The sequence below is a fragment of the Sphingomonas sp. ATCC 31555 genome (assembly GCF_000282895.1).
GTDB lineage: Bacteria > Pseudomonadota > Alphaproteobacteria > Sphingomonadales > Sphingomonadaceae > Sphingomonas.
The window spans coordinates 62,923-88,337 of sequence record NZ_ALBQ01000059.1; the positions used below are offsets into that span (position 1 = coordinate 62,923).

A 25,415-nucleotide genomic window follows, 5' to 3' on the forward strand; every position below is an offset into this window, starting at 1 on the left:
GATGTTTCGGCAGTCGCCAAGGCTGGCTACTTGCGGGTGGCGAAGGACCTGAACGGCGTCTCCGCCGCCAAGCTTCTACGCGGCGGCGGAGGCGCTTTGCTTGTCAGCGGGCGAGACGGTCCATCACGATCGCTAGCGAGTCCTGCCATGCGGGCGCGCGATACCCGAAGGTTTCGGTAAAGCGCGAGCAATCGAGGCGCGAGTTGGCGGGCCGCTTGGCCGGCGTTGGATAGTCCGAGCTGGGAATGCCGGTGACGTCCGCCGCCGGCCCGTCGCGCTTTGCGCTTTCCGCGAAGATGGCGCGGGCGAAATCTGCCCAATTGGTCTCGCCCGATCCGGCGAAATGATAGACGCCCTTCGAAGCGCCCTCGCGTTGCCAATGCTCGGTGACCGCAAGGATCGCAGTGGCGATATCGAGCGCCGAACTTGGGCAGCCCTGCTGGTCTTCCACCACGTTCAGCGCATCGCGGGTCTCGGCAAGGCGGAGCATCGTCTTGACGAAGTTGTTACCAAACGGGCTGTACACCCAAGCCAGCCGCATCACCGCGTAATCCGCGCCTGAGGCCTGCACTGCCTGCTCGCCGGCCAGCTTGGTTGCGCCGTACACGCCGAGTGGGCCGGTGGGGTCGTCTTCGCGCCAGGGGCGGTCCAGACTGCCGTCGAACACATAGTCAGTGGAAAGATGAATGATCGGCGCGCCGATCTTCGCCCCGGCCCGGGCTAGCACGCCGGGGCCGTCGCCGTTGATCGCCATGGCGAGTTCGGGCTCGCTCTCCGCCTTGTCCACCGCGGTGTACGCCGCAGCCGAGACGATGAGGTCAGGCTGAACCCGCGCTACCATCGCCTCGATCGTCGCCGGCTGCGACAGGTCGAAGTCCGGCCGGGCGGCGAAGACCAGTTCGTGCCCATCGGCCTGCTCCGCCAGTGCCTGGGCGACCTGGCCGTCCTTGCCGGTGACGAGGATACGCATCAGGCGGTCTGGCCCAACCGTTCGCCGGCGTATTTGCCCGAGCGGATCGGGCCCCACCACCATTCGTTCTCGAGATACCAATCGATCGTCGCGGCGATGCCGGTGTCAAAATTCTCCTCCGCCTTCCAGCCAAGCTCGGTCTCGAGCTTGGTCGCGTCGATCGCGTAGCGGCGGTCATGGCCGGGGCGATCGGTGACGAAGGTGATCAACTCGCGGCGCTTCTTGCCGTCGGGCAGGGGGATGCGCTGGTCGAGCAGGTCGCAGATCGTCTCGACGACCTGCAGGTTCGTGCGCTCGTTGCGGCCGCCGACATTGTAGCTCTGGCCGACCTTGCCGGTGGTGGCGATGGTCGCCAGCGCCTTGGCGTGATCGTCCACGTACAGCCAGTCGCGGATGTTCTCGCCCTTACCGTAGACCGGCAGGGGCTTGCCCTCGAGCGCGTTGAGGATCGTCAGCGGGATCAGCTTCTCGGGGAAGTGGAACGGACCGTAATTGTTCGAGCAGTTCGACAGCACTACTGGCAGGCCATAGGTGTGGCCCCAGGCGCGGACCAGGTGGTCACTCGCCGCCTTCGACGCCGAATAGGGCGAGGACGGGTCGTAGGGCGTCTCTTCGGTGAAGATGCCGCTGTCGAACGGCAGGTCGCCGAACACTTCGTCGGTGGAGATATGGTGGAAGCGGAACGCGTCGCGCTTTTCGCCTTCCAGTTCGCGCCAATATTGCAGCGCCGACTGGAGCAGCTTGAAGGTGCCGACGACGTTGGTCTCGATGAACTCGCCCGGGCCGTCGATCGAGCGATCGACATGGCTCTCGGCGGCGAGGTGCATCACCACATCGACCTGCTCTTCGCGCAGCAGCGGCAGGATCGTCGCGGTGTCGGCGATGTCGGCATGGACGAAGCGGTAGTTGGGCGCGTTCTCGATCGCGGTCAGCGAGGCCGGGTTGCCGGCATAGGTGAGCTTGTCGAGATTGATGACACGCGCGCCCTGGCGGACGAGGTGGCGCACCACCGCCGAGCCGATGAAGCCGGCGCCGCCGGTGACGAGGAAGGTCTGCTGCATGGATCAGCCCTGATAGAAGAAGGGGGTGTTGAATTCGGCGAACGGGGTCGCGACCGCGTCCTTTTCGGAAAGCACCGGCTCGACGCCGATCTCCGGCCAGGTAATCGCGAGATCGGGATCGTCCCAGCGGATCGCCATCTCCGATTCCTTGGAATATTTGGCGCTGACCTTATACAAGATTTCGCAATCCGGAACGAGCGTCATGAAGCCGTGTGCATAGCCGGCGGGAACCAGCAACTGGTTCCACTTGTCCGCCGACAGCTCGACGCCGACCCATTTGCCATAGGTGGGCGAGCCGCGACGAATATCGACTGCTACGTCATAGATCGCGCCCCGCAGCACGCGGACGAGCTTGGCCTGGGCGAAGGGAGGGGCTTGCAGGTGCAGCCCGCGGATCGTGCCGGGTGCGGCCGAGAAGCTCTGATTGTCCTGCACCCAGCGTGCATCGACACCTTCGGCATCGAGCGTGGACTGCTTGAATGCCTCCGAAAACCAGCCACGATGGTCGCCGTGCTTGGGTGGCGTGAACTCGATTACGCCGGACAGTTCGTGATGATGGACTTGGGTCATGCTGCGGTCACCAGCTTACGGAGATAGGCGGCATAGCCGGTCTTGCCGAGACCGGCTGCGCGCTTCAGCAGGTCCTCGGCGCCCAGCCAACCGGCTTCGAAAGCGACTTCCTCGGGACAGGCGATCTTCACGCCGGTCCGATGCTCCAGCGTGCGGACGAACGAGCCAGCCTCGTGCAGGCTATCATGCGTGCCGGTGTCGAGCCAGGCATAGCCACGGCCCAGCCGGGTGATGTGCAGGTCGCCGCGTTCCATGTAGATGCGGTTGACGTCGGTAATTTCGAGCTCGCCGCGCGCCGAGGGCTGGATCGACTTGGCGATGTCTACCACGTCCTTGTCGTAGAAATAGAGACCCGTGATCGCCCAATTAGACTTAGGCGTAGCCGGCTTTTCCTCGACACTGGTGGCAACGCCCGTTTCCGGATCGAAAGCCACTACACCGTAGCGCTCGGGATCATCGACATGATAGGCGAAGACATTGGCGCCGCCCTGCGAAGCCTGGGCAGCGGCCGTCTGGCAGCGCTCGCCCATCTTTTCGCCATGATAGATATTGTCGCCGAGGATCAGCGCGCTCGGATCGTTGCCGACGAAATCGGCGCCGATGATGAAGGCTTCGGCCAGCCCGTTGGGGGAAGGCTGCTCGGCATAGCTGAGGTTGATGCCGAAGGCCGAACCGTCGCCAAGCAGCGCCTGGAACATCGGCAGATCGCGCGGCGTGGAGATGATCAGGATGTCACGGATGCCCGTGAGCATCAGCACGGACAGGGGGTAGAAGATCATCGGCTTGTCGTAAACGGGAAGCAGCTGCTTCGAAATCGACAAGGTTGCGGGATACAGGCGCGTGCCGCTTCCCCCCGCAAGAATGATACCCTTCATTCTACAAATCCCCCTTGGTGCAGGCTGGGCGCCGCACGGACGTTAAACTTCAAAAACGGAAGTGGTCGCAGTGTCAATCCATCGCCTTCTACAACAATGGTGGCGCCGCCGATCAGAAGGCGTTGGAGTGGACGATCACGCGCAGTGTCTTGAACAGGATGGTGATATCGCGCCAGATGTCCCAGCCGTCGATATATTCCATGTCCGCCTGCAGCCGGTTGGTAAGGTCGACCCGGCGATCCGTGGCGCCGCGGAACCCGCGCACCTGTGCCAGGCCGGTCATGCCGGGCTTCAGCGTGTGACGATGCCAGTAGCGTTCGTCGATTTCCCAGAAGTAATGATCGGCCGCTCTGGATCCGAGTGCGTGCGGCCGCGGCCCGACCACGCTCATGTCGCCGCGCAGCACGTTCAGGAGTTGCGGCAATTCGTCGATGCTGGTCTTGCGGATGAAACCGCCGACCTTGGTGATGCGATCGTCATCTCGGCTCGCCGAGACATTGCCGTCCGCGTCGCACAATGCCTGGCGCATCGACCGGAATTTCAGGATCTTGAACAAGCGGTTGCCGCGACCGACGCGATCCTGCGCGAACAGCACCGGCCCCGGGCTCTCGACCTTTATGGCGATGGCCACCAGGATCATCAGCGGCGCGAGCGCAATCAGCACCGGCACGGTGATTGCCAGGTCGAGAATGCGCTTCTTCGCCCGATTGGGCATGTTGAGCGGGCCCTGCGACACGACCAGCGTATCCTGCCCGTCATAGGCGTCGACGCCGATTGCGCCGAGCGCATTGAACTGCGGGACGAGGATCTCGCCCTTCACGTTCATCCCCTTGAGCAGCAACGCCCAGACCGCGCGTTGTTCCGAGGTGCATGCCACCACCACGCGATCGAAGCCGGCGACCATCGAGCCGAGCCGATGCAACATCTGCGGATTGTGGGGATCGGGCGTCAGGTTGAGGATGCGCGCATCGAGCGCCACCGCACCGTCGGTTACGTCCAGCGACACGCCGTCGACAATTACCAACTCGTCCAGCAGCTTGCCGCCGGTCATGCGGCGCACATGGCGACGAAAGCCCAGACGGGCGGCCATGATGAAGGTCAATGCGAGAACGACACCAAGCGCGAGCTGCACGCGCGACAGCGGCAGCTCGGCTGTCAACAAATAGCTACCGAGCAGCACGATAAATACCGAGAAGAAGAAGGCGGAGAAGATGTTTTTCACACCGCTCACGGGATGCCGCAGGGCGGAGAGCCCATAGGCGCCGCTGGCGACGGCCGTACCGAGCGTCACCGGCAGCAGGAATATGCCGACGTTCACGCCGGCCAGCGACAGCCAGTTGCTGTCCCGAACGCACGCCGCGAGATAGAACGCGATCAGGATCGCAATGCTGTCGAACAGGACAAGCTCGGTGTACAAGAGCAACCGAAGCGCGGACTTGCGCAACATCGGCGCACGTCGTTGTTCGGCACGCGCATGTGCCCGCAACTGTTCCTCAAAGGCTCGCTGCGCTTCGAAAGCGTTCATAGCCTCGCCGGGCTCCCTCACGGTTTAGCACGCTGTCAGCGGGCGATTCGGCCTGCTGCACTGCACTATAACGAGACAAGTTTGCGGGCGGAAGCGCTTCCGTCGGTGAGCGGGTCCATTTATGAGACGAGCAGGATGCAAGCATGTACCCCAGATGATTGATGCTTCAAAACGGCCAATGAAACAGCGGCCTTGATACGCAACGCCCGCGCCGAAATCTGCGGTGCCGATTGCCGGCAACTTGAACCATCGACGTGCCACTACTGGGCTTAGCGCACTTGTTGCTGAGCGATCAACACTGCTCCCGCCGCTCGGTAGGGACGATCTGCTGCCATTAGCGCCTGCAGCACAGAATCGTTGCAAGGCCGTGGCAATGCGCTGCAGTGCAGCATTTTCTTGCGTCGGGCCAAGCTGTTGAGTCTCCATGGGCCTGCGTATGAGCGTGCGCGGTTAAAGTGGGGATAATCCCGCTGGCGCGCTGCACCCAAAAAAAGAGGCGCTCCGAAGAGCGCCTCTCACTTCTGGCCGATATGCCGGACCCGGTTGGGATCAGGCAGTGGCAAGCGTGGTCGCACGGCGACGACGCAGCGCGATACCGCCCATCGCGAACCCACCGATCAGCATGCCCCAAGCGGCCGGCTCCGGCACGGCGGCCAGATCGATCGTGCCGCTGTAGGACGAGACGACCGAGCCGCTGTTGGTCAGGTTGGTGACCAGGTCATAGGTGCCCGCCGTGGCGATGTTGAAGAAATACTTGTCGCCGCTCACCGGAGTGAAAGTGGTGCCGGCGAAGGAAAAGCTGCCGAACGTCAGGTTCGCCGAGGTGAAGGTGAGGATCAGCTGACCCGGCGTGTCCACGGCGATCTGGAACAGGTCGCTCTTGCTGCTGTTCGCGGCAACCTTCACGTTCGAGAAACCACCGGTTCCCTGATCGAACGAGCACGGGCTCGAGACGGCGTCACAAACATAGGTGGTGGCGTTCGCCGAACCAGCGAAACCAAGGGTCGCGCCCATAACGGCGACGGCGGCGATTGCCCGCTTGAAGTTGACCATGAAAGCCTCCCGAAAATGGAAAAGTGCAGACCGCTTGCAAAGCCTGCGCTGCGGTGCACTACGTTAACAGCGCGTAAACTTCAACCGAGTTCCCGGCGCTTTCAAGTAAAACGGGGCATAGCATAGGTTAGCCGAGGCAGGGTTGCGGCAGGCGGATCGGCGCCTTTTCGGCCCATCGGCCGTGCTAGGTATAACCACCCAAAAACAACAAATTAAACGAGTTTTTACCAATTGGCTTCACCATCGCGCTCGTCATCCAGGCCAGCGGAGGCGACGTCCCAGAATGAAACGCGAAGAGATGCAGGCACGCCTGCAAAGTGCGTTCGCCGCCCATGCGGCGGCCGATCAAGTGGCAGAGCAACGAGAGTCCGGCCTTCGTGCGTTGGCGCTGCTGCTGTCGGCACACAATGTGGCGGTCACCGCTGAGCAGTTGCGGCATATGTTGGGCCATGCCGATGCCCCTTCGGCGGATGACCTGATTCTTTTGGCGAAACGCCAGCGGGGCGTGCGCGCCAAGGTGGTGGAGGTGCCTCGCGGCGGACTGGCGCGACATCCGCTGCCGGCGCTCGCCGACGGCCCCGAAGGCTGGTTCGTGATCGGTGGCCTTACCGAGCATGGTGTAATCGTGCAGCGCCCGGGCCGGGCGCCCGAACAGCTGGATCGGCAGGGGCTGGATGCGATCTGGTCGGGCACGCTCCTGCTGCTGACGACTCGGGCGGTGGGATCGCAGCCGCTGCGCTTCGGCTTCAGCTGGTTCACCCGCCAGTTTCACCGTTATCGCGTGTTGCTGCTGGAGGTGCTGGCGATCACGCTCGCGCTCAACTTGCTAGGACTGGCTGCGCCGCTGCTGTTCCAGGGCGTGATCGACAAGGTCCTTGTTCATAACAGCATGAGCACGCTCAGCGTGCTGGCCCTGGCGTTCCTCGCGGTATCGCTGTGGGAAGTGGCGCTCGGCTGGATCCGTACGCGGCTGTTCACCGAAACGGCGCAGAAGATCGACGTTGAGCTCGGCGCAAGGCTGTTCCACCATCTGCTTGCCCTGCCGCTCGGCTATTTCGAAAGGCGCCGCGTGGGCGACACCGTCACGCGGGTGCGGCAGCTGGAAACCATCCGCGAATTCCTCACCAACGCTTCGCTGACCGTGATGATCGATCCGATGTTCACGATCGTCTTCCTGGTGGCGATGCTGTTCTACTCGCCGATGCTCTTTGGCATCGTGCTGGTCTCGCTGGTGGCCTATGCGCTGGTGTCGTTCATGGCGGCGGGGCCGCTGCGGGCGCGGGTGAATGACAAGTTCGAGAAGAGCTCCGCCAGCAACGCGCTGCTTGTGGAGAGCGTCTCCGGCATCCATACGATCAAGGCGACGGCGGTGGAGCCGCACTGGCAAAATCAGTGGGAACGCCAGCTAGCCTCCTACACCGCCGCGTCGCAGCGGCTGGTGAACACCGCCAACACCGGCAGCCAGGCGATCGAACTGATCTCGAAGCTCAGCTTCGCCGCCATCCTGTTCTTCGGTGCCAAGGCGGTGATCGCCGGATCGATGACGGTGGGTGCGCTGGTGGCGTTCAACATGTTCGCGCAGCGCGTGGCGACACCGGTGATCCGGATGGCGCAGCTTTGGCAGGATTTTCAACAGGTGCGGATCGCCATCGAGCGACTGGGCGACGTGCTCAATCATCCGGTTGAGCCTCGCCCCGAATCCGCTGCCACCCTGCCGGTGTTGCGCGGCGGGATTCGATTTGAAAATGTGAGCTTCCGCTATGCTGATAGCCAGCCGCCGGTGGTGAGCGACATCACGCTGGAAATCCCCGCCGGGACCTCGCTGGGGATTGTCGGCTCCTCGGGGTCGGGCAAGTCGACGCTGGCCAAGCTGTTGCAGCGCCTGAACGTGCCCGATGCAGGGCGCGTGCTGGTCGACGAGGTGGATGTTGCCCAACTCGATCCTGCCTGGCTGCGGCGCCAGATTGGCGTGGTACTCCAGGAAAACCTGCTGTTCAGTCGATCGATTCGCGACAATATCGCGCTCGCCAATCCGGCGATGCCGTTCGAACAGATTGTCGCCGCGGCCACCTTGGCCGGTGCGCACGACTTCATCCTGCGCCAGCCGCGTGGCTATGATACCGAGATCGTGGAACGCGGCGTCAACCTGTCTGGCGGCCAGCGCCAGCGCATTGCCATTGCCCGTGCCTTAGTTAGCAACCCGCGCATCTTGGTCTTCGATGAAGCGACCTCGGCGCTGGATGCGGAGAGCGAGGAACTGATCCAGAGCAATCTGCGCGCGATTTCGGCAGGGCGGACGCTGGTGATCATCGCGCACCGCTTGTCTGCGGTGCGCGCCTGCGACCGGATCATCACGCTGGAACAGGGGCGGATCGTCGAAAGCGGTCGGCATGAGGAATTACTGCGCCAGGGCGGCCGCTACGCCGACCTGTATCGCCGCCAGAGCGGCCTTGGGGAGATGGCGGCATGAACGCGTTGGTCACGATCGGCCGGGGCGGGGCCCTTGCCAAAATGAAGGGTGCGATTCTGGCGCCCCGAGCCGTGGATTACGACACCACCTTTCTGCCTGCCGCGCTGGAGATCATCGAACGGCCGGTCTCGCCGACCGCGCGAATCACCGCGCGGGTGATGCTGGCCGGCCTGATCGCCACCGGGGCATGGCTCACGTTCGGACGCGTCGATGTCGTAGCGCCGACCCAGGGACGGATTGCGCCGATCGGCGAGACGAAGGTCGTGCAGTCGCCGGAAGGGGGCATTGTCCGCGCCATTCTGGTGCGCGAAGGGCAGCGGGTGCGCAAGGGGCAAGTACTGGTGACGCTGGACCCGACGATCTCGGGGGCAGAGGCCGCCCAGGCGCGCGTTGCCTTGCTCAGCGCGGAACTGGATGTGGCGCGCAATCAGGCAATCGTCGATGCGCTGGACGGAAAAGGCTTCAATTTCGTTGCTCCGGCGGAGGCTAGCCCGATGGAGGCTGAGACGAACCGCGGACTTGCGCGCGCTCGGCTGGCGCAGATCGAAGCGATGCTCGCCGTTGGCCGGTCGGACAGCGGCGCCGCTGCTTCCGCCTCTGTCGAGGCGCAGGCGCAGGTTCGCAAGCTGGAGCAATCGCTGCCGCTTCTGGAGCAGCAAATCGCCGCCAACGAAAAGATGGCGGCCAAAGGCTATGTCTCTCGGCTGCGCGTGGTCGAGATGCGGCGCCAGCTGATCGCGGAGCGCCAGGACCTCGTCGCGGCGCGGGCGACCGTCGCCCGCTTCGGGCAACAGTCGCGCAGCGCCGCAAGCAGTTCGATCCGTACTCGCGAGGAAGCGCGAGCGCAGATCCTGCAGGATCTGGTAAAGGCGCAGGAAGAGGCGCGGGCGCGGCGCGAAGAGGTGGCGAAGACGGTGCTGCGCAGCTCGTTCCGCGACCTGCGCGCGCCGGTTGACGGCACGATTTCGCAGCTTCAGCTGCACACCGAGGGCGGCGTGGTCGAAGGCGCCAAGCCGCTGCTGACGCTGGTGCCGGACAATGCGCGCCTGGAAGCCGAAGTGATGATCGGCAACGGCGATATCGGCTTCGTGCGCACCGGCATGCCGGTGAAGGTGAAGCTGCAGGCATTTCCCTATTCCCGCTACGGTACCATTCCCGGCACGGTGGTGGCGATCAGCCCCGAGGCCGTGGTGATGAAGGAAGGGCAGCCGGCGGTCTACAAGGCGCGGGTCGCGCTCGACCGCGGCTATATCGTCGCCAATGGTGCAAAGGTGCGGTTGCGTCCCGGCATGATCGCGTCCGCCGATATCGTCACCGGCACGCGAACATTGCTAAGCTACATCGTCGGGCCAGTTCTCGAAACCGGCGGCGACGCGCTGCACGAACGATAAGCCAGGGTCCAGGGTGGCGCGGTCGCGCGCCCCTGGCCCTTTTTCGTTCAGCTACGGGGCGGGTGCTGCGCTTCGAACGCCTTGGCGAAGCTGGTTCCGAGCAGCGGCGGCAGCGCCGCGCCCGGCAGGGTGGCGATCAGCTGGCGGGCGAAATCGAGGTTGATCGCGGTACCCTCTGCAACGTCCGCGGTGATGCTGGAAATGCGGACCAACACGCCATCGACGATCCACCCGGCCATCTGGCTCTTCAGCCGCGCCATCAGCTGCTGATTGCCGTCCTGCGGAAGATAATCGCCGACACGCGTCCAGTAGAGGATCTGCTCGGTGCGGTTGAAGCTGGACGCGGTAAGCGCTCGGCCCGGCACCGCAATGCCGTTGGCGACGGGAATGGTCTGCGCTTCGCTGCGTTCGACGGTGAAGCCGAAAAAGGGATAGCAGACTTCGGGCCGGTGCAGCTGCAGCAGATCGGTCTGGGCGTTGCCATAGGCGATCAGCATCATCACCACCGCGCCGTCTTCGCGCGAGAACACGCGGCTGACGGTCTGGTTATAGAGCTTGTCTTCCAAGCTGCCTTCGCGCGGCGGCGCGATCAGCGCACCGGTATCTTCCGCGCGCCAGGGGCCGAACGCATGCGGCAGCAGCGAATCGAGCTTTGCATTGCCCAGCAGGTCCATCCGCTTGCGCGGCTTCAGGGCGAGCGAGGCGCCGGCGGCCGCGAAGCAGCCCGCGCCGATCATAAGGTCACGCCGGTTGAACATGCCGCCTCCGGCTGATTAGGAAAAGGCGCTCGACGGCCCAGTCGATCGCGAAAATGCAAAGCAGCGCGACCACGAACATTACCATCCCGGTGGTGACGTGCAGGAAGCTCTGCGCCGCCGCGTCGCCCAGATGATAGGTGATCAGCACCAGCATCACGATGCGCAGGATGTTGGTGGCCACGGCCACCGGAATCACCAGCATGGCAATGAACAGCGCATAGCCCCAGGACGGCTTGTTCTTGATGTAGATGTACAGAAGCGTCACGACGACCAGGCTGGACAGCGAACGGAGCCCCGAACAGGCATCTTCCACCAGCAGCTGGTACGGGCCGATGAACAGCGTCACGCCCTGACGCAAGATCGGATAGTCGAGCCAGGATAAGAAGCCGGTCGACGCATAGGAGACGAATTCCTTCAGCGGCGCCGTGACTCGGTCGACCATCCAGCCCGGCGGGGGGATCAGGAAGGCCAGCCACAGAACCGGAAACCATACAGCGCGCAGCGCAGCGCCACCGAAGTAAAGATAGCCGGTCGTGATCACCGTAGCGACCAGGCCGGTCGCTTCGATGCTGACAAAATCGAAGACGCGGCCTGCTGTATAGACTGCAAGAGAAAGAAGCAGCAGCAGGGTGCCGATCAACAGATTGCCGGGCCGGCGCAGCCGCACCAACGTGTCACGCTGACGCGCCAGCATCCAGATGCCGGTGGCGAGCACGATCGGCCCGTGCACGCCGCCATCGGAACTCCAGACCTGCCGGCCGAGCGTTATAAACGTGGGAATTCCCAACGCGAGCAGCCCGGCAATTGCGAGCCAGAAGCCGTTGCCCGGCTTGTGCTGCTCCCGCGTGCGCGCGGTGGCGGTCATCGTGTCCAAATCAATATCCGTTCAGCACGCAACCGACAACGTTGGTGCGATCCGAACGCAGCGTGCGGGTGAGCGTCGTCACGTCGCGCATATAGCTCGTATCCTTGCGTGCAACGATCAGCGCATAGCCGGCGACGTTGGCAACGCGCTGCCCGTCGGCGCAAGTGTTCGATGCCGTGGTGTCGAAGATCGTAATGTCGAATTCCCGCAGCAGCTGCGTTGCCAGTTCGCGGAACTGTTCGGACGACAAAAGCTCTTGCGGGCTGTGATCGACACGGCCAGCCGGAACCACGGCAAGATTTTCCATGCGGGTGCGATGAAGGATCGCGTCCAAGGAAACGTCCCCGGACGTAAGATAATCCGCCAGGCCCGGTTTGTCCGCGCTGAGGCCGAACGCTTCGGCGATGGCCGGTTCGCGCAGATTGGCGTCGACAAGCGCCGTCTTGATGCCGATCTGGGCCAGCGCCGTGGCGAGATTAACCGCGACGAAGGAGCACCCGGTGCCGGCCGAGGCTGCGCAGATCGCAAGCGCCCTGCGACCCTCGCGCAAATGCTGGCTGACAATGCGGGTACGCAGCGCACGGATGGCTTCCGCTTCGATGCCGGTGGGGTCCGCGAGGACAAGCTGGTACTCGGGGATGCCGGTCGTATCCGGCATCACCAGTGCACCGCTCGGGCGATCCTGCTGCGGTTCGGGCGTAGTGATCGCGTCCATTACTGTACTGCAACTCCCTCAAACTCGTGCGATTCTTCCGCCGCTTCTCGGCTCCGGTGCAAACGACCGGCGAGATTCGCGCGGCTCTGCACAACTCCGAATACCGGCGCATCGGCAGCGACCTCCAAATCGTCGGCGCTACGCACCCGCCGGGCAAGAAGCTCCACAAGGAGCGCAATGAGCAGGCCAAAGCCGAGCCCGAAGCCCGCCGCACCACCGATGATCAGCGGCACCTTCGGGTAATAGGGGTATTCCGGTGCCGAGGCTTCGCTCAGCGTCGTCATACCCGTCTCGTTGCTGCTCGCTTCAAGACGGAGATCGGCCACCCGCTGTGCCGCCTTCATGTACTGATCCTGCTTCAGCGTGACGTCACGCTGAAGCTCCATTAGGCGGTCAACGTCTTCCCGATTGCCCAGAACGCGTGCGCGCTGTGCATTGGCGGCGCTTTCGACCGCGCCGCGATTGCTGGTGTTCGCTGCGTTTGCTTGGGCGCGCTCCTGCGCAGCAGCACGGACATACACCTCACGCTGGCGCTGTAGCGCCTGAAAGGCTGGGTGGTTCGGTCCAAGGCTGGTTGCGGCCTGCTGAAGCTGCTGGTCGATCTGGGCGAGCTGCATCTGCGCTGGGCCGATGCCGGCAGCAGCCATTGGAGCGACTGCCGCGCTGGCTGCAGCGCTCTGGCCCTGCAGCTGTTCAAGCTTCTGGGTGTCGAGATCGTTGCCCGTGCCGGTCAGTACAATGCCCGACTTCTTGGCAAAAGCGGTGCGTGCATCCGCCGCAGCGATCAGCGCATTGCGTGCCGCAGCCGCTTGCTGGGCATACCACTCGGCTGATTTCGCCGCAGCTTGCCTCTTAGCCGCCAGCGCCTGAGTCAGGAATGCTTGGCGGATCATGTTCGCAATCTGCTCGGCGCGCTCCGGCGAGCTATCCGAATAGGATATCTCGAGGATGTTGCTGCCTTCGATCACGTTGGCGTTGGTGCCGCCGATAATCTGCTTTGCGAGCCAGCGACGAATATCGCCGGTGGCTGCGGATGACGAATCGTTGAACGCAGCGATATTGGCGGGATCGTTCGCCCAACCCAGCTCGTCGACGACGCGACCGGCCGTCGCATAATCCTCGATCAGCTCCACCTGCGTCTGAACATAGGCCCGCATAAACTGCGAGCTCATCACTTGACCGGTCACCGGATCGGGCTTGAATGTATCCAGCACGATCCGGGTGGTCGCGCGATAGCGCGACGGAAGGAACTGGACGACCAGCGTCGCGGTGACCACGGAGACGAGGAACGCCGGCAGGATAATCCAGCGTCGCGCCCAGAGAATCCGAAAGAATTGGACTATGTTCACCGAATTTCCTCGTAAGCTGACAACGGCGCCAAGATCAGAACAGTCGTTCGCCGACGACGACGACATCGCCCGGCTTGATCGGATCGTCCATCTTCAACTTGATCTCCTGGCCGTTGCGGCTGATCTTGACGCGTTTGCTGGAGCCTGCTGGAGTCAGTCCGCCGCCCTGGGCAAGCGCTCGACGTAACGTCATTTCATCGCGAATCGCGTATACGCCCGGAGCGTTAACTTGGCCATAAATGTAGAACTTCTCGGCCTCGGGCACGAAGATCTTGTCTCCGGCCTTGACCTCGGGGTCTTCGTTTGGGCCCCCTTGCGCTAGTTTCGTGTAGTCGAGTTTGGTGCTGCTACCATCGGCGCGGGTGAGGACAACCGACTCTGCCCCGGTTGCGCGTAAACCGCCCGCCCGGGCGATAATCTCCGAGACGCGATAGGCGCGGTCAATGGGCTGAAGCCCAGCGGAATTCACCTCGCCCAGCACAGTCACATAGTTGCTGACGAACGTTATGATTTCCACATTCACGATAGGCTTGGCGTAGTAACCGCCGGCTCGCAGCAACTTCGCAAGCTTTTCAGCGAGCGAAACCGCAGTTTCGCCCTGCACCGGTACGGCGCCCAGATAGGGCAGGGGCACGGTACCGTCTGCCCGTACGCGAGCCCGCGTCTTGAAATCCGCCTGTCCAAGCACGTCCGCCTCGATCACGTCGTCCACGCCGATCGTATACCCGGCCGGAGCACTGACGCCGCCGGGTGTGGATGCCGGCAAAGCCTGAGCAGGCTGCACTTCCTGCGAGGGGGACGCGGCGGGAGCGGGCACAGACGGGCGCACGGGCGCTGGTGGCGTGCGATTGGGGATCTGCGCTGCCGCCTGGGTGGTAATGCCGGTCATCGCAGCCAAGGCGGTGGCGATCATCAAACGGCGTTTGTCGTGCATGTAAAATGCCCTTGTCACAGCGATAGGGAAGTGGTCAGACTGATGCGCTTTGCATCAAACCCGAATAGCTGAATGTTCGACGTTCGCTTCATATAGGTTCCATCGAGCGAAAACCGTAGTCGTCGGCTTGCTTCGAAACGGATGCCGGCGTTGAGCGTAGCATTTTCGTCCTTTCCGTTCGCCGGTGCGCTCGGGAAGAGCGGCGAAGACGCAAACTCGCGACGCAGATAGCTGGCGCCGACCTGCAGCTGTGTGCGCTCCGACAGCTGGCGCGACAGCGTCGCGCGCACGGTCGTTTCGAGGTTGTAGCTGACGAAAAGAAGCTGCGAAGGCACCGCGTTTCGGCTTGCCCCGACAACCAGGTTGAACAGGTCACCGTTGTACGTCGTAGAAAGGTCGAAACCCATGCCTGAGAAGCCGGGAGTGCCTGCCAGTTTAGGATTGACCTTCGTGTAGTTCACCGATCCCCGGAAGTTTAGCCGCGTACCGACGTTGCGTTCCAGCTGAACGCCACCAGCATATGATTCAAGGCCATCCTGGCCCACCCCGGTGGGCGTCTCGCGATTGATGTAGCTCGCATCGGAATAGCGACCGAATATCGAAACGGTGCCGATCGCGGGAGAGGCGAGTCCCAATTGAGCCGTGATCGTGTTGGCGTTCGAATCTGCGAACTTCCGAAGTGCGGTGCTGTTTCGCACCTCACTGCGTGTGAAACCAATTGACGGCCGAATGCCGATCTGACCGCCGCAACCGATATCGGCGGTATAGGTCCGTCGTTCTTCGGTGTTGTTCACGCTTGCCGCTGCGTCCTGCGCTAGCAGGTTGCTCAAATCTGTTAGGCGACGGTTATAGGCAACTTCCGCATGTCCGATACAGGAGGCGAGTCGCTGATCCGCGCCGCCGATCAGATCGATCGATTCGCGGTTGAGCCGGGTGTAGCGCCGATAGAAGTTGTACCCCACATTGCCGCGAAGATAAAAGTCGCCGGTGGCCCGCGGGAGATACAGATTGACGTCCAGCGCAGGCGCGGCGCTGAAATCGCCCTTCGGCTGACCTGCGACCAAGTTGGGATTATTCAGAACGACGTTATCGTCATATTGCAGCCGTGTCGTGGCCGTGACTTTGATCTGCCGCCCTTGATTCGTCGCTGCGGCCGAGCGCGACTGGCTCCATGCGGGCGTCGTACATGTTGCAGACGCGAAAAACATGGCCGTCAGGCAAATTCCCGTGAAAGAGCTGCCGATCTGAGCAGCCCCGAACTTCTGGTGATTACTTAACGGCACACATGGTCCCCCAGGGTGGTTAGCTCATTATCAACCGGCCTTCGCGCGCGCAACCGGATCTCCGACCATGGATGGCCGAAAATCTCGTCACTTGTTCCGCCGCGGGTCACATATGACCGGCTTGGCGCATCTTGTGTGCGATACCTGCACAAACCCGGCGCTTCTTAACCACGCCTTATCGGGTTTTCAGCTATCTAGCGATATGCGCAGCCCGCTGCTAGTGCACCCGGAAAGGCGCCGTGATCCAGGACGGAGTCCATTGCAGCACGGAAAGGATATGCATGCAGACGCCCTATGACTGGGTGACCATCGCGATTTTCGCCGGTCTAATCGTCATTTTTCTCCAACGGTCGCAAGCCGATTCGACGGTGCGCGATTCGATGCTGAGCTATTTGCCGCCTGCGGTAGGTTGTGCAATTGCGAACTATCTAGGAAATGAAGAGCACCACGCGTTCGCTATCATCACCATTGTCCTAATTTTCGCCTATGTCGCACTGGTGATAAAACCGTATGAGTTCTTCAAGCGGCGCTGATCGCGGCAATGGCGGAATAGGACTGGGCTTGGCTGGTGCGATCGGCTGCTTGCCGACGCGGGTGACTTCAAGTTTCGAAGGGGTTGTTGAGTGGCTGTAGGTTCCGCGCTTAAATTTCTGTGGCCGTTCTCTCGCCGCGAGCAACGCGATGAAGAGGGCCAGTTCCCGGCTTCCGGTTATGTGGCGAGCCGCGATGTGCGGGGCGCCCGCGTGCGAGCCGACTTCCCAAACTTCCGCGCTTCCGCATTGGACCGCCCGCTGGGCGGCGTCGGGGCGGAGCGGCGTGAGATCAGTCGGGCGCGTTTCGCGCTGGCAACCTACTTCACGCCGACGCAGCCAGTCACCGATCGTTCGAGTTTCGCAGGACGTTTGGGCGTGCTCAGTCGGCTGATTTCTGCGATCGAAAGCCAGCGGAGCCATGTCGTCCTGTATGGTGAACGCGGGATCGGCAAGACATCGCTGCTGCATGTGCTGGCCGATGTTGCGCGGGAATCCAGCTACATCGTCAGCTATGCGACATGCGGTGCCCATGCCGATTTTTCGGATCTGTTCCGCAGCGCACTCAGCGATGTGCCGCTGTTGTTCCATCGCGGCGTGGCGCCGAATACGGATGAGGCTGAAAGTGGCCGCAAACTGGCCGATCGCTTGCCAGCCGGGCCGTTCGATGCGAGCGAGCTGGCCGCGCTTTGCTCGGAGATTGTCGGCACGCGTGTGCTGATCGTACTCGACGAATATGACCGAGTAACCAGTCCCGATTTCCGTCAGCAGGTCGCCGAGCTCATCAAGAACCTGTCCGATCGCGCCGCCCGGGTGCACCTCGTGATCGCTGGCGTCGCTTCCAACCTGCAGGAACTGATCGGCTATGTGCCCTCGATCCGCCGCAACGTTATCGGCCTGCCGATGCCGAGGCTGGAGGAGGAGGAGGTTCAGGAAATGGTGGCACTGGGCGAGGCTGCGTCCGGCGTGCGTTTTGATCCTAATCTGACGCGCGTCGTGCACCTTCTCTCCCTGGGCTCGCCGTACCTGGCGCGCTTGCTCTGCCACCACGCCGCGCAGGAAGCACTCGACCATGGCCGCCTTACTGTCGACATGGGGCATTTGCGCAGCGCAGTGGATCTGGCGATCGCCGAAGTGGAAGGTCGAATGGCGCCTCGCGCCGTCGCCGAACTCCGCAAGCTGGTGAGCGGTCGCTACGACCCGGTGGTGGCGGCGCTTTCCGAAGCGTCGCGGTCCAGCGATGGGTGGTTCAGCGGGCGCAGCGTCGTGCAACTGCTGCCGAACACGTCCGTCACCGCACAGCAGGTCGAGCGCGAACTCGCGGAGTTGGCCGGCAAGCTCCAGCTCGAAACCGAAAACGTTGACGAGGAGCGGCGCTTCCGCTTCAGCGACGACAACCTGCCGGTGTATCTGTGGTTGATGCTGGGCCGGACCAGGCTCGACAGCCCGACACTCGAAGCCGATCTTTCCAGCCGCTGACGCGGCTGGAGAGATCCTACACCCTGAAGCCCAGCGACTGCAGCACGCCTGCCATGCCTCGCCAGAAGCGGAGGCGGGCAAGCGTAGCGATGGCTTGCACCCTTGCACCCTCCAGCCCGGGAGTGCGCAGGATCTTCGCGGTATCGGCCGGGATTAGCGCGGGCTGAAGAACCGACCGCGCGATCCAGCGCAGCCGCCCATGGCGCCGTTCGATGTGGAACAGGAACAGTTCGCGCTGGATCCGTCGCGTCTTGACCAACAGCGCGGCCCAATCCGGGCGCGGTGGATGGCCTACGACAGCGTCGGCGGCATAACCGATCGTAAGGCCCATCGCCAAGGCGCGGTGGCACCATTCGACATCTTCGGATACCCCGACTCGAAAGCCGCCGACCCGCTCGAAGTCGGTGCGCATCACGAACAGGTTTGCGGTCACGGTGAACCGGGACTTGCGGACATAGGCTTCGTTGTTGAACGCCAGCGCCAGTTCGAGCGCGGCGCTACCATTCAGTCGCCCTTCCGGTCGAAGCACGAACATCCGCCCGCCCAGGAACCGGCCGGGGGCGACATCGCGAACCCCCGCAGCGAGCCAGTCCGGTTCGGCGATGCAATCGCTGTCGATGAACGCCAATACCTCGCCGACTGCGTGCTTCGCGGCGCCGTTACGGGCAGGGCCTGCGCCCTTTTCGGCCACGGTGACGATCTTCGCCCGTCCTGCCACTGCGGCCTCCACCGCCGCCAATCCGCATGGCGAATTGTTGTCACCGACGATGATCTCGAATTGATCGCGCGCGATCGTCTGCCGCTCGATCGAATCAATGCAGGCGTTTAGCCCTGCCGGATCGTTATAGTGCGGGATAACAACGGAGATGCGCGGTGCGGTCATCGCTTCGCTCCCCATTTGGCGAGCATTTCGCGCAATCGGCCGGCCAGCGCGGTATGGTCGGTGGTAGCAAGGCGCGGTTCCGTCGCCTTCGCCGCCTCGACGGCAGCACCGAGCTCGCGCTCGTCCCGCACCACCTGTAGCAAGCCGCGATCCGCGAAGGTCTGCGAGATCTCTTCCTGATGGTCGTCATAATGTTCCAAAAGGTCATGGCGGCGGGGGAATGCAATGACACGGCAGCCGGCCCGCAGCGCCGTCACCAGCGAGCCTGTGCCGCCATGGCAGATTACCGTGTCCGCATCGCGCAGTAGCAACTGCAGATCATCGAACGGAATGGTCGACCGAATTTCGACGTCCGGCAGCCCTGGGTCCTGCAGCTGCTGATCGCCATATTGCAGGATCAGGCGCCCGGGCAGACCTCCGGCGCGCTTCAGATCGAGCACCGCCTGGACCAGCCGGGGGAAAGGCAGCGTCGCGCCGACCGTCGCGAAGGTGAGCGGCTGCTTGGGCGGACGCGGCGTGTCGAGCAGGCGGAACGGGTCGAACAGTTCCGCGTCCGGCCAGTGCTGCTTGAGCGCTGCCGACTGGACGATCGTGACCGTCGCGAACCGCTTCACCATCTTGCCGAAAGTCGACGGGTGATCGAAGCGAGCGAAGCTTTCGATGTGCACGAACTTGGCGCCGTGCAGCTTCGCCAGCACTGACGTAAAAAACACGGCGCCGGCGCCGGTGGAAATGACCACGTCGGGCTTGTGGCGCCGGATGATCGCCCGGCTCTGCCGGAGATTGCGCCATGCACCCGATAGCATGTGCAGCGGGTGGCCAAGCTTCGCCTGGCCGAGCGCATAGTGATCGACCAATTCGACCGGATGCTTTTCCGCCAGGCTGCGGCCCAGCGCCGTATCTTCGGTCACGAAGAAATAGTCGTGCTCCTTCCAGACCGATTCGAGGTCCAGGATCTGTCGCAGATGCCCGCCTCCCGACGCGGCGAGGCACATCTTCAGCCGCCTGCCGCCGTTTTGATCCGCGTCGCTCTGTTCCGCCATGCTGTCCCCCGTGCCGCACGTCTCCCAGAGGGAGGCGTTCGCCGTGCCAATGCTATTGCGGATGCCCGGCTGCCCGAATAGGTTCAAGTAGAAGTTTGTGCCGTGTGCAATTCCGTGCGCGGCCGGGAGGTTTTCATGAAGAAGTTGTTTCTGGTGACGGCAGCGGCAGCGGCCGCGCTGGCGATTTCCGGTTGCGGTGGCAAGAGCGAAGAGCAGCTTGAAAAGGGTCAGGTGGTCGCCACCGTCGATGGCGAAGAAGTGACGATCTTCGAACTGAACGCTGAGCTTCAGGCGTCGCCGATCCCTCCGGGCGCCGATCGCAAGGCCCTTGAGCAACTCGCGCTGCAGCGCGTGATCGAGCGCAAGATCCTCGCCAAGATCGCTCGGGGTGAGAAACTGGACAAGACGCCTTCCTTTCTGATCCAGCAGCGTCGGGCGAACGAACTCATCCTGGCCACTATGCTGCGCGATAAGATTGCTGCCGGCGTGACCCAGCCGACCGAGGCGGATATCGCGCAGTACCAGGCCGCACATCCAGACCGGTTTGCGCAGCGCAAGGTCTACACCGTCGAACAGATCCTGTTTGCGCCGCCGACATCCAACGAGAAGCTGCGCGAGTTCGCGCCGCTCAAGACGCTCGATCAGCTTGCCGCCAAGCTCGGTGCGGACGGCATCCAGTTTCGTCGCTCGAACACGCAAATCGATTCGGCGGAATTGCCGCCGGAGATTGGTGCAAAGATCGCCGGGCTGCCTGCGGCGGAGATGTTTATCCTGCCCACCCAACAGGGGCTTACCGCCAATGTCATCACGGGATCGACGGTGCAGCCGCTTGCAGGTCCTCAGGCACGCGAGGTTGCGCTGAATGCACTGCGAGGAGAACGATTCTCCAAGGCGGCCGACGCGCAGCTTAATGATCGCATCAAAAAGGCGCGGGAGACCGTGAAGTATCAGCCTGGCTACGCCGCGCCGGTGCAGCCCAAGGCGGCGCCCGCTCCGACGTCCGGAGAGGCTGCGGCGCCGGTCGGCAATTCAGCACAGTAAGGCGAACGGGGTGCGCAGACCCGCGGGTCTGCGGCCCTCAGCCGCGGGGGCGGTCCAGATAACCGCGCCACCACCGGGCCCGCTGCCGGAATATGGGTCCCCAGCCATTGCTGAGCGAGCGGTAATGAACAGCGCGAGCCGGGAATATCCGGCCCAGCGCTGACCCGATTACGACGTATTTTGCCGCGGTCAGCCAAAGTGCCCACCCGGTGATCAGCGCCCCTAATGGGCTGAAATGCTTGCGCGCATAATGCATGCGCCCGGTTATGAGGTACATCAACCGGCTTGGCGACAGCGACTGTCCGCCCCCGGTATCGTGAACCACGGCAACCGACGGGTCGACCAGCACCGCATGGCCTCGCGCCCGGATCCGCTGGAACAAGTCGATTTCTTCGGAATAGAGGAAGAAGCCTTCATCAAATCCGGCGAGTTCGTGCCACACGTCGGCGCGAACCATCATGAAACCGCCGTTGAGCACGTCGACTGGGCCAGGTGAGGATGTGTCCGCTGGCAAGCCCCCTCGGCGCATCGGGCTGCTGTCGACGATCGACACCACGAAGTCCCGGACGGTTGGCAAGGCCAGGAAGTTTGCGTGGTCGAGCGTGCCATCCGGTGAATAGGAGCGGCCGCCCCAGGCGGCAGCGTCCGGGTGCTCCTTCGAGAAGGCGACGAGGCGGTCGATCGCACCGGGTTGTGGGATAGCATCCGGATTGACCAGCAGTAGGCGTTGAGCCCGGGCGTGAGACGCCAGTCGATTGTTGCCCGCGCCGAACCCTATATTTCCCTCGCTCGGAATGATCCGCACCTCGGGGAACTGGGAGGCTACCACCGATTCGGTGTCGCCGCCTCCATTGTCGATCAACAACACCTCATACGGGGTTGTCTGCGCCCCTTCGGCAATGCCGCGGATGCATTGAGCGATAAATGGTGCCGAGTGGTAAGCTACTACCAGCACGCTGACCTCGGGGCAGGAAGGCGATGTCATAACGATGGTCATAGCTTTGCCGCACTGCGGCGTCGACCCTTCGATGCGGGTTCCACGCCGCCTACGGAGTGGTGCGGATGTGGTATATCCGAACAACTTGAAAAACAGGCGCTTAACTGTGTTCCTTTAATGCCATTTCACGGCCGGGCGATAGCGTTGCCTCGACGGAATCACGCGTCGATCGGGTCGACCAGTAAAGGATGCTTACCATGCCGGACGTCATCGTCAAAAATCAGAGCGAGCTTGATGCTGCCTTGAAGGCAGCGAGGGGCGGTGAAGTGATCAAGCTAGCGGCGGGATCGTACACGACGCTCGGTATCAACTTGCGGAACTTCACGTCTGCCGTGACCATCCAGTCGCTGGACGTGAACAACAAGGCGCTCGTTCAATCGATGTCGATCACATCGAGCAGCAACATCGTCGTCAAGGATTTGGACATCAAGCAGAACTTCCAGCCCGAACAAGACTGGATGCTTGCTAATCGCGTGGTCAACTCCAAGAACGTTACGCTGGACGGCGTCGCCATCAGCGGCGGAACAGGCGATCCAGCATTGTCGAGAGGCATCGGCCTGGTCGTACGCGACAGCAGCGTTGTCTCGATCAAGAACTCCTCGATCGATCATTTTGCGGTAGGTTTGGATGGACGCAACACCGATGCGATGACCATTCAGAACAACGACTTCCATCACAATCGCCGGGATCACACGAACTTCTCGGAGATGAGCAACCTGTTGATCGACAACAATCTCTTCACCGATCTTTATCCGGTGAACGGCGAACACCCCGACAATATCCAGTTCTTGACGAGCGGACGCGCGAAAGGCAGCTCCAACATCACCATCACCAACAACGTCATCATGCAAGGCAATGGAGGCTCGAGCCAGGGCATCTTCATGAATGATGAGAACGGCAATCTTCCCTACACCAATATCAATATAAAAAATAATCTGGTGTACACCAACGGAATGTATCACGGCATCAATGTCGTGAACGGCCGTAACGTGAACATCGACTCCAATACCATCGTCTCTAAGATGGACGGAACGTCTCTTTGGATCCGTTTGGACAAGACGGCGGATGCTACGATCACGAACAACGTAACAGACGCAATCATCCTCGACGCAACCTCGACCAACATTCGCCAGTCGAACAATGCGGTTCTCACCAGTGACGCAGTAACGCTGCGGAAGCTCTACGATCTCAACGCCGTGTCTACCGCGGCTCTAAGCAACCTCATTGTCAGCGGCGTCGGTTTCCAGCCGCCGGTCGGGAGCGCTGCAGCATCGCTGGTGGCCAAGGAACTGGTGACGCTGGCAAAGCCCACAAGTCCGAACCTGTTGCTAAACATGCAGTTTACCGGCAGCGGCATCGTCGACCAGTCGCGCTGGAGCTCGGATGAAACCAAGAGTGCCGTCAATCTGGCAGCGATCAACGGCGGCTTCTTCCAAGTAAAGACTGGGACTGGCTTTGAACTGCTCCGCGAGTATTCACGTCAGCTTTACAGCCTTCCGGCCTTTACCATCAGCTTCGATATGAAGCGAGACTCGGTAACGGCACCGGTAGGTCAGATCATGGGGATCAACCAGAGTTGGGGTATATCCCTCCGCGCCAACGGCGAACTCGCCTTCACCATGACCAACGCGGCTGGCAAGAACTTCTCGCTCGTTACCACCGGCGCGAACATCACGGACACGGCTACTCACAAGATTGCCCTCACCTATGACAGCGCCAAGGGCAACGCTATCCTCTATGTTGATGGCGTGGCGCGGGGTAGCCTCGCAATGACGGGCAGCACCCGCGCATCCGAGTTTTGGGGACTGTATGTCGGCAGTCCGTTCAGCAGTGCCTTCAGCGGCGGGATCGGCGGCATTCAGATACGCGAAGGCGCTCTGAGTGCTTCGGAGATCCTCGTCCTCGGAGGGGGGGCGAACGCAACCTTGCCGACTTCTGAGGCAGTGAAGTACAGCCTTACCAAGGGCGCGGCGTCGAGCGCGGCGCTGTTGCTGATGTCCGGCGGTACCAGCACAACCAAGGCCGTGACCGCGGTGGGGACGTCAACCTTGGCATCGACGCTCACCGGCGGCGCGACCGCGCAGCTGGCGCTCGCATCAAAGGTCTCCGTCACTGACGATATTAGCTTGACGGGGGATCTCGGCGGTAGCGCGTTGTGGCAGCGCAGCACGATGATCACTGGCAACTCCTACCGCATGGAATTGCACCACGTCTGATCGACGCGGGCGGGCTTGCCCACTGGAAGAGGCTGCCATAAGGCACGGGCAGTTCTCCCAGGGGGCAAGCATCCGTCGTGAAAGCTAGTAAGTTGCACCTGCGAGGGCTGCGGGGCCAGATGATCGTCGGATTCGGCGTCAAAGGCTTTGGAGCGGTTACAAGCTTCCTGTTCACCTGGCTCGTTGCGCGCGCATTCGGCCCTGCCGGAGTGGGTGCCTTCGGCACGGCTCTCACCTCAGCGCAGATGGCGGTAATCATTGCGTTGGTCGGGCTGGATACCATCCTCGTCCGAACGGTTGCGGTATGTGTCGCCCAGGATCGTACAGGCACTGCTCGCGCTGCACTGCAGCATGCGATCCGAGTGGCGATGGCGTCGGGTTTGGCGATGATGGTTTGCGTGCTGCTCTTCCATCGGCAAATCGCTACCAACGTGTTCAGCAGCGCCGCCATGGCACCGGACCTCATGGTCATGGCGATGCTTATCCCGGTAGGTGCCTATTGCCGTCTTGCTTCGACCGCGCTCCGAGGGACCGGTCGCATTGGTGAATCGCAGATGGTAGATGGCCCGCTGGGCACGCTTATCGGCGGCGCGTTGCTCACAGGCGCCATCCTGCTAGGTGTGGCGCACAATCCGCTGCTGCCATCGGTGCTCTATCTGATTGGATGGATCGCGACCATGGTGGTCGCCAGCGTGTTGTTGCGACGGGCGACGCGCGCCTGGAAGTCTCGCGAGCCGCTCGAGGGATCGATGGTCCGGCCCGGCGTGATGATTTTGGTGTCGAACGCCAACAACTTCTTCATCGACTGGTTTGCTACCGTGGTGCTGGCCGCCACGCATGGCCCGGCCGAAGCGGGCCTGTTTCGTGTCGGCTACCAGATTGCTTCGTCACTCAAGCTGCTTTCCAGCACGTCAGAAACGATCTTGCAGCCGGTTTTTGCGGCAAGCTACCAGCAGGGCGATGTGCGGCGTATCGCACGTGTTCTGCGTCTTACGCTTCTGGCGCTTCTACTCGCCTCGATGCCGATCGTTGCGGCCGTGCTAATCGCGCCGCAGTGGATCATGAACTTGTTCGGCAAGCAGTTTGGTGCGGGCGCCGTTGCGATGCAGGTGATGGTCTTGGGGCAGGTGTTTAGCTTGATATTCGCATCAAGTGGCGGCGTGTTGCTGATGGCCAATCGAGAGCGGCTGGTCGCGGCATTGACCTTCGCTGCTGTCGCACTCGCTGCAATACTCGCGCTCCTGCTGATTCCGCCCTATGGTGCACTTGGGGCGGCGATCGCGAGCGTCGTGCCCTTCATCTTCTTGCGATTTGCCTCGATGGTCGCGGTGCGGCTCATCGGGATACCGATCATCTAAGGGGCGATTATGGCAGTAACAGCAAAGGGTCGGGCGGGAGCAAGTCGCG

General features: G+C 62.4%; 23 protein-coding genes. 7 read left to right on the forward strand and 16 right to left on the reverse strand.

Annotation, left to right across the window (positions count from 1 at the left end):
- Window positions 1–103: 103 nt before the first annotated feature.
- The 7 genes from rfbD to B215_RS21925 form a co-directional block, all read right to left on the reverse strand.
- On the reverse strand, window positions 104–970 hold the full coding sequence (gene rfbD, locus B215_RS0118440) for a dTDP-4-dehydrorhamnose reductase (RefSeq protein WP_019371123.1): 867 nt from the start codon (window positions 968–970) through the stop codon (window positions 104–106).
- A complete protein-coding gene (rfbB, locus tag B215_RS0118445) occupies window positions 970–2,031 on the reverse strand; it encodes a dTDP-glucose 4,6-dehydratase (protein WP_019371124.1) in 1,062 nt (353 codons plus the stop codon). Before rfbB ends, rfbD begins: the two co-directional genes overlap by 1 nt.
- Window positions 2,032–2,034: 3 nt before the next feature.
- The gene (gene rfbC / locus B215_RS0118450) at window positions 2,035–2,601 is read right to left on the reverse strand and encodes a dTDP-4-dehydrorhamnose 3,5-epimerase (protein ID WP_019371125.1); all 567 of its coding nucleotides are present in this window, start codon (window positions 2,599–2,601) and stop codon (window positions 2,035–2,037) included.
- Window positions 2,598–3,476 carry a glucose-1-phosphate thymidylyltransferase RfbA gene (rfbA, locus tag B215_RS0118455; protein ID WP_019371126.1) on the reverse strand — a complete coding sequence of 293 codons (879 nt, stop codon included), beginning with the start codon at window positions 3,474–3,476 and terminating at the stop codon, window positions 2,598–2,600. The genes rfbC and rfbA overlap by 4 nt, the downstream gene beginning before the upstream one ends.
- 112 nt (window positions 3,477–3,588) lie before the next feature.
- The gene (locus B215_RS0118460) at window positions 3,589–5,001 is read right to left on the reverse strand and encodes an exopolysaccharide biosynthesis polyprenyl glycosylphosphotransferase (RefSeq protein WP_050990222.1); all 1,413 of its coding nucleotides are present in this window, start codon (window positions 4,999–5,001) and stop codon (window positions 3,589–3,591) included.
- 549 nt (window positions 5,002–5,550) lie between these two features.
- Window positions 5,551–6,054 carry an FxDxF family PEP-CTERM protein gene (locus B215_RS0118465; RefSeq protein WP_019371128.1) on the reverse strand — a complete coding sequence of 168 codons (504 nt, stop codon included), beginning with the start codon at window positions 6,052–6,054 and terminating at the stop codon, window positions 5,551–5,553.
- A 184-nt stretch (window positions 6,055–6,238) separates the two neighbouring features.
- Window positions 6,239–6,505: a hypothetical protein gene (locus B215_RS21925; protein ID WP_237718473.1), complete on the reverse strand. Its 267-nt coding sequence runs from the start codon at window positions 6,503–6,505 to the stop codon at window positions 6,239–6,241.
- On the opposite strand from B215_RS21925, the gene B215_RS0118470 reads away from it, so the two are divergent.
- Window positions 6,464–8,524: a type I secretion system permease/ATPase gene (locus B215_RS0118470; protein WP_237718472.1), complete on the forward strand. Its 2,061-nt coding sequence runs from the start codon at window positions 6,464–6,466 to the stop codon at window positions 8,522–8,524. The genes B215_RS21925 and B215_RS0118470 overlap by 42 nt on opposite strands.
- Window positions 8,521–9,915 carry an HlyD family type I secretion periplasmic adaptor subunit gene (locus B215_RS0118475; RefSeq protein ID WP_019371130.1) on the forward strand — a complete coding sequence of 465 codons (1,395 nt, stop codon included), beginning with the start codon at window positions 8,521–8,523 and terminating at the stop codon, window positions 9,913–9,915. The genes B215_RS0118470 and B215_RS0118475 overlap by 4 nt, the downstream gene beginning before the upstream one ends.
- A gap of 47 nt (window positions 9,916–9,962) precedes the next feature.
- Here B215_RS0118475 and epsI read toward each other — a convergent pair whose 3' ends face one another.
- Genes epsI through B215_RS0118505 form a run of 6 tightly spaced genes read right to left on the reverse strand, consistent with a single transcriptional unit; the run spans window position 9,963 to window position 15,819 of the window.
- Window positions 9,963–10,673: an exosortase-associated protein EpsI, V-type gene (gene epsI / locus B215_RS0118480; RefSeq protein ID WP_019371131.1), complete on the reverse strand. Its 711-nt coding sequence runs from the start codon at window positions 10,671–10,673 to the stop codon at window positions 9,963–9,965.
- Window positions 10,657–11,538 carry an exosortase V gene (gene xrtV / locus B215_RS0118485; protein WP_019371132.1) on the reverse strand — a complete coding sequence of 294 codons (882 nt, stop codon included), beginning with the start codon at window positions 11,536–11,538 and terminating at the stop codon, window positions 10,657–10,659. Before xrtV ends, epsI begins: the two co-directional genes overlap by 17 nt.
- A gap of 10 nt (window positions 11,539–11,548) precedes the next feature.
- Complete coding sequence (locus B215_RS0118490) at window positions 11,549–12,253, reverse strand: CpsD/CapB family tyrosine-protein kinase (RefSeq protein ID WP_019371133.1); 705 nt, start codon at window positions 12,251–12,253, stop codon at window positions 11,549–11,551.
- A complete protein-coding gene (locus B215_RS0118495) occupies window positions 12,253–13,602 on the reverse strand; it encodes a Wzz/FepE/Etk N-terminal domain-containing protein (RefSeq protein WP_019371134.1) in 1,350 nt (449 codons plus the stop codon). Before B215_RS0118495 ends, B215_RS0118490 begins: the two co-directional genes overlap by 1 nt.
- 34 nt (window positions 13,603–13,636) lie before the next feature.
- Complete coding sequence (locus tag B215_RS0118500; RefSeq protein ID WP_019371135.1) at window positions 13,637–14,536, reverse strand: SLBB domain-containing protein; 900 nt, start codon at window positions 14,534–14,536, stop codon at window positions 13,637–13,639.
- 14 nt (window positions 14,537–14,550) lie between these two features.
- Complete coding sequence (locus B215_RS0118505) at window positions 14,551–15,819, reverse strand: outer membrane beta-barrel protein (RefSeq protein WP_236704553.1); 1,269 nt, start codon at window positions 15,817–15,819, stop codon at window positions 14,551–14,553.
- 281 nt (window positions 15,820–16,100) lie between these two features.
- Between B215_RS0118505 and B215_RS0118510 the strand changes: the two genes are divergently transcribed.
- Together B215_RS0118510 and B215_RS0118515 are read left to right on the forward strand one after the other, a co-directional pair.
- Window positions 16,101–16,352, forward strand: a complete 252-nt coding sequence (locus tag B215_RS0118510) for an XrtV sorting system accessory protein (RefSeq protein ID WP_019371137.1) — start codon at window positions 16,101–16,103, stop codon at window positions 16,350–16,352.
- A 90-nt stretch (window positions 16,353–16,442) separates the two neighbouring features.
- On the forward strand, window positions 16,443–17,828 hold the full coding sequence (locus B215_RS0118515; RefSeq protein ID WP_026009407.1) for an AAA family ATPase: 1,386 nt from the start codon (window positions 16,443–16,445) through the stop codon (window positions 17,826–17,828).
- 16 nt (window positions 17,829–17,844) lie between these two features.
- Here the strand turns inward: B215_RS0118515 and B215_RS0118520 are convergent, their stop codons facing one another.
- A complete protein-coding gene (locus B215_RS0118520) occupies window positions 17,845–18,711 on the reverse strand; it encodes a glycosyltransferase family 2 protein (protein ID WP_037514233.1) in 867 nt (288 codons plus the stop codon).
- Window positions 18,708–19,754: a beta-1,4-glucuronosyltransferase WelK gene (welK, locus tag B215_RS0118525; protein WP_037514235.1), complete on the reverse strand. Its 1,047-nt coding sequence runs from the start codon at window positions 19,752–19,754 to the stop codon at window positions 18,708–18,710. The genes B215_RS0118520 and welK overlap by 4 nt, the downstream gene beginning before the upstream one ends.
- Window positions 19,755–19,889: 135 nt before the next feature.
- On the opposite strand from welK, the gene B215_RS0118530 reads away from it, so the two are divergent.
- Window positions 19,890–20,795, forward strand: coding sequence for an EpsD family peptidyl-prolyl cis-trans isomerase (locus B215_RS0118530; protein ID WP_019371141.1), 906 nt, complete (start codon window positions 19,890–19,892; stop codon window positions 20,793–20,795).
- A gap of 37 nt (window positions 20,796–20,832) precedes the next feature.
- Here the strand turns inward: B215_RS0118530 and B215_RS0118535 are convergent, their stop codons facing one another.
- Entirely contained in the window at window positions 20,833–21,792 is a 960-nt protein-coding gene (locus B215_RS0118535; protein ID WP_019371142.1) for a glycosyltransferase family 2 protein, read from the reverse strand.
- A gap of 197 nt (window positions 21,793–21,989) precedes the next feature.
- Between B215_RS0118535 and B215_RS0118540 the strand changes: the two genes are divergently transcribed.
- Together B215_RS0118540 and B215_RS0118545 are read left to right on the forward strand one after the other, a co-directional pair.
- On the forward strand, window positions 21,990–24,008 hold the full coding sequence (locus tag B215_RS0118540) for a LamG-like jellyroll fold domain-containing protein (protein ID WP_160327972.1): 2,019 nt from the start codon (window positions 21,990–21,992) through the stop codon (window positions 24,006–24,008).
- 119 nt (window positions 24,009–24,127) lie between these two features.
- A complete protein-coding gene (locus B215_RS0118545; RefSeq protein ID WP_019371144.1) occupies window positions 24,128–25,366 on the forward strand; it encodes a lipopolysaccharide biosynthesis protein in 1,239 nt (412 codons plus the stop codon).
- Window positions 25,367–25,415: the final 49 nt, after the last annotated feature.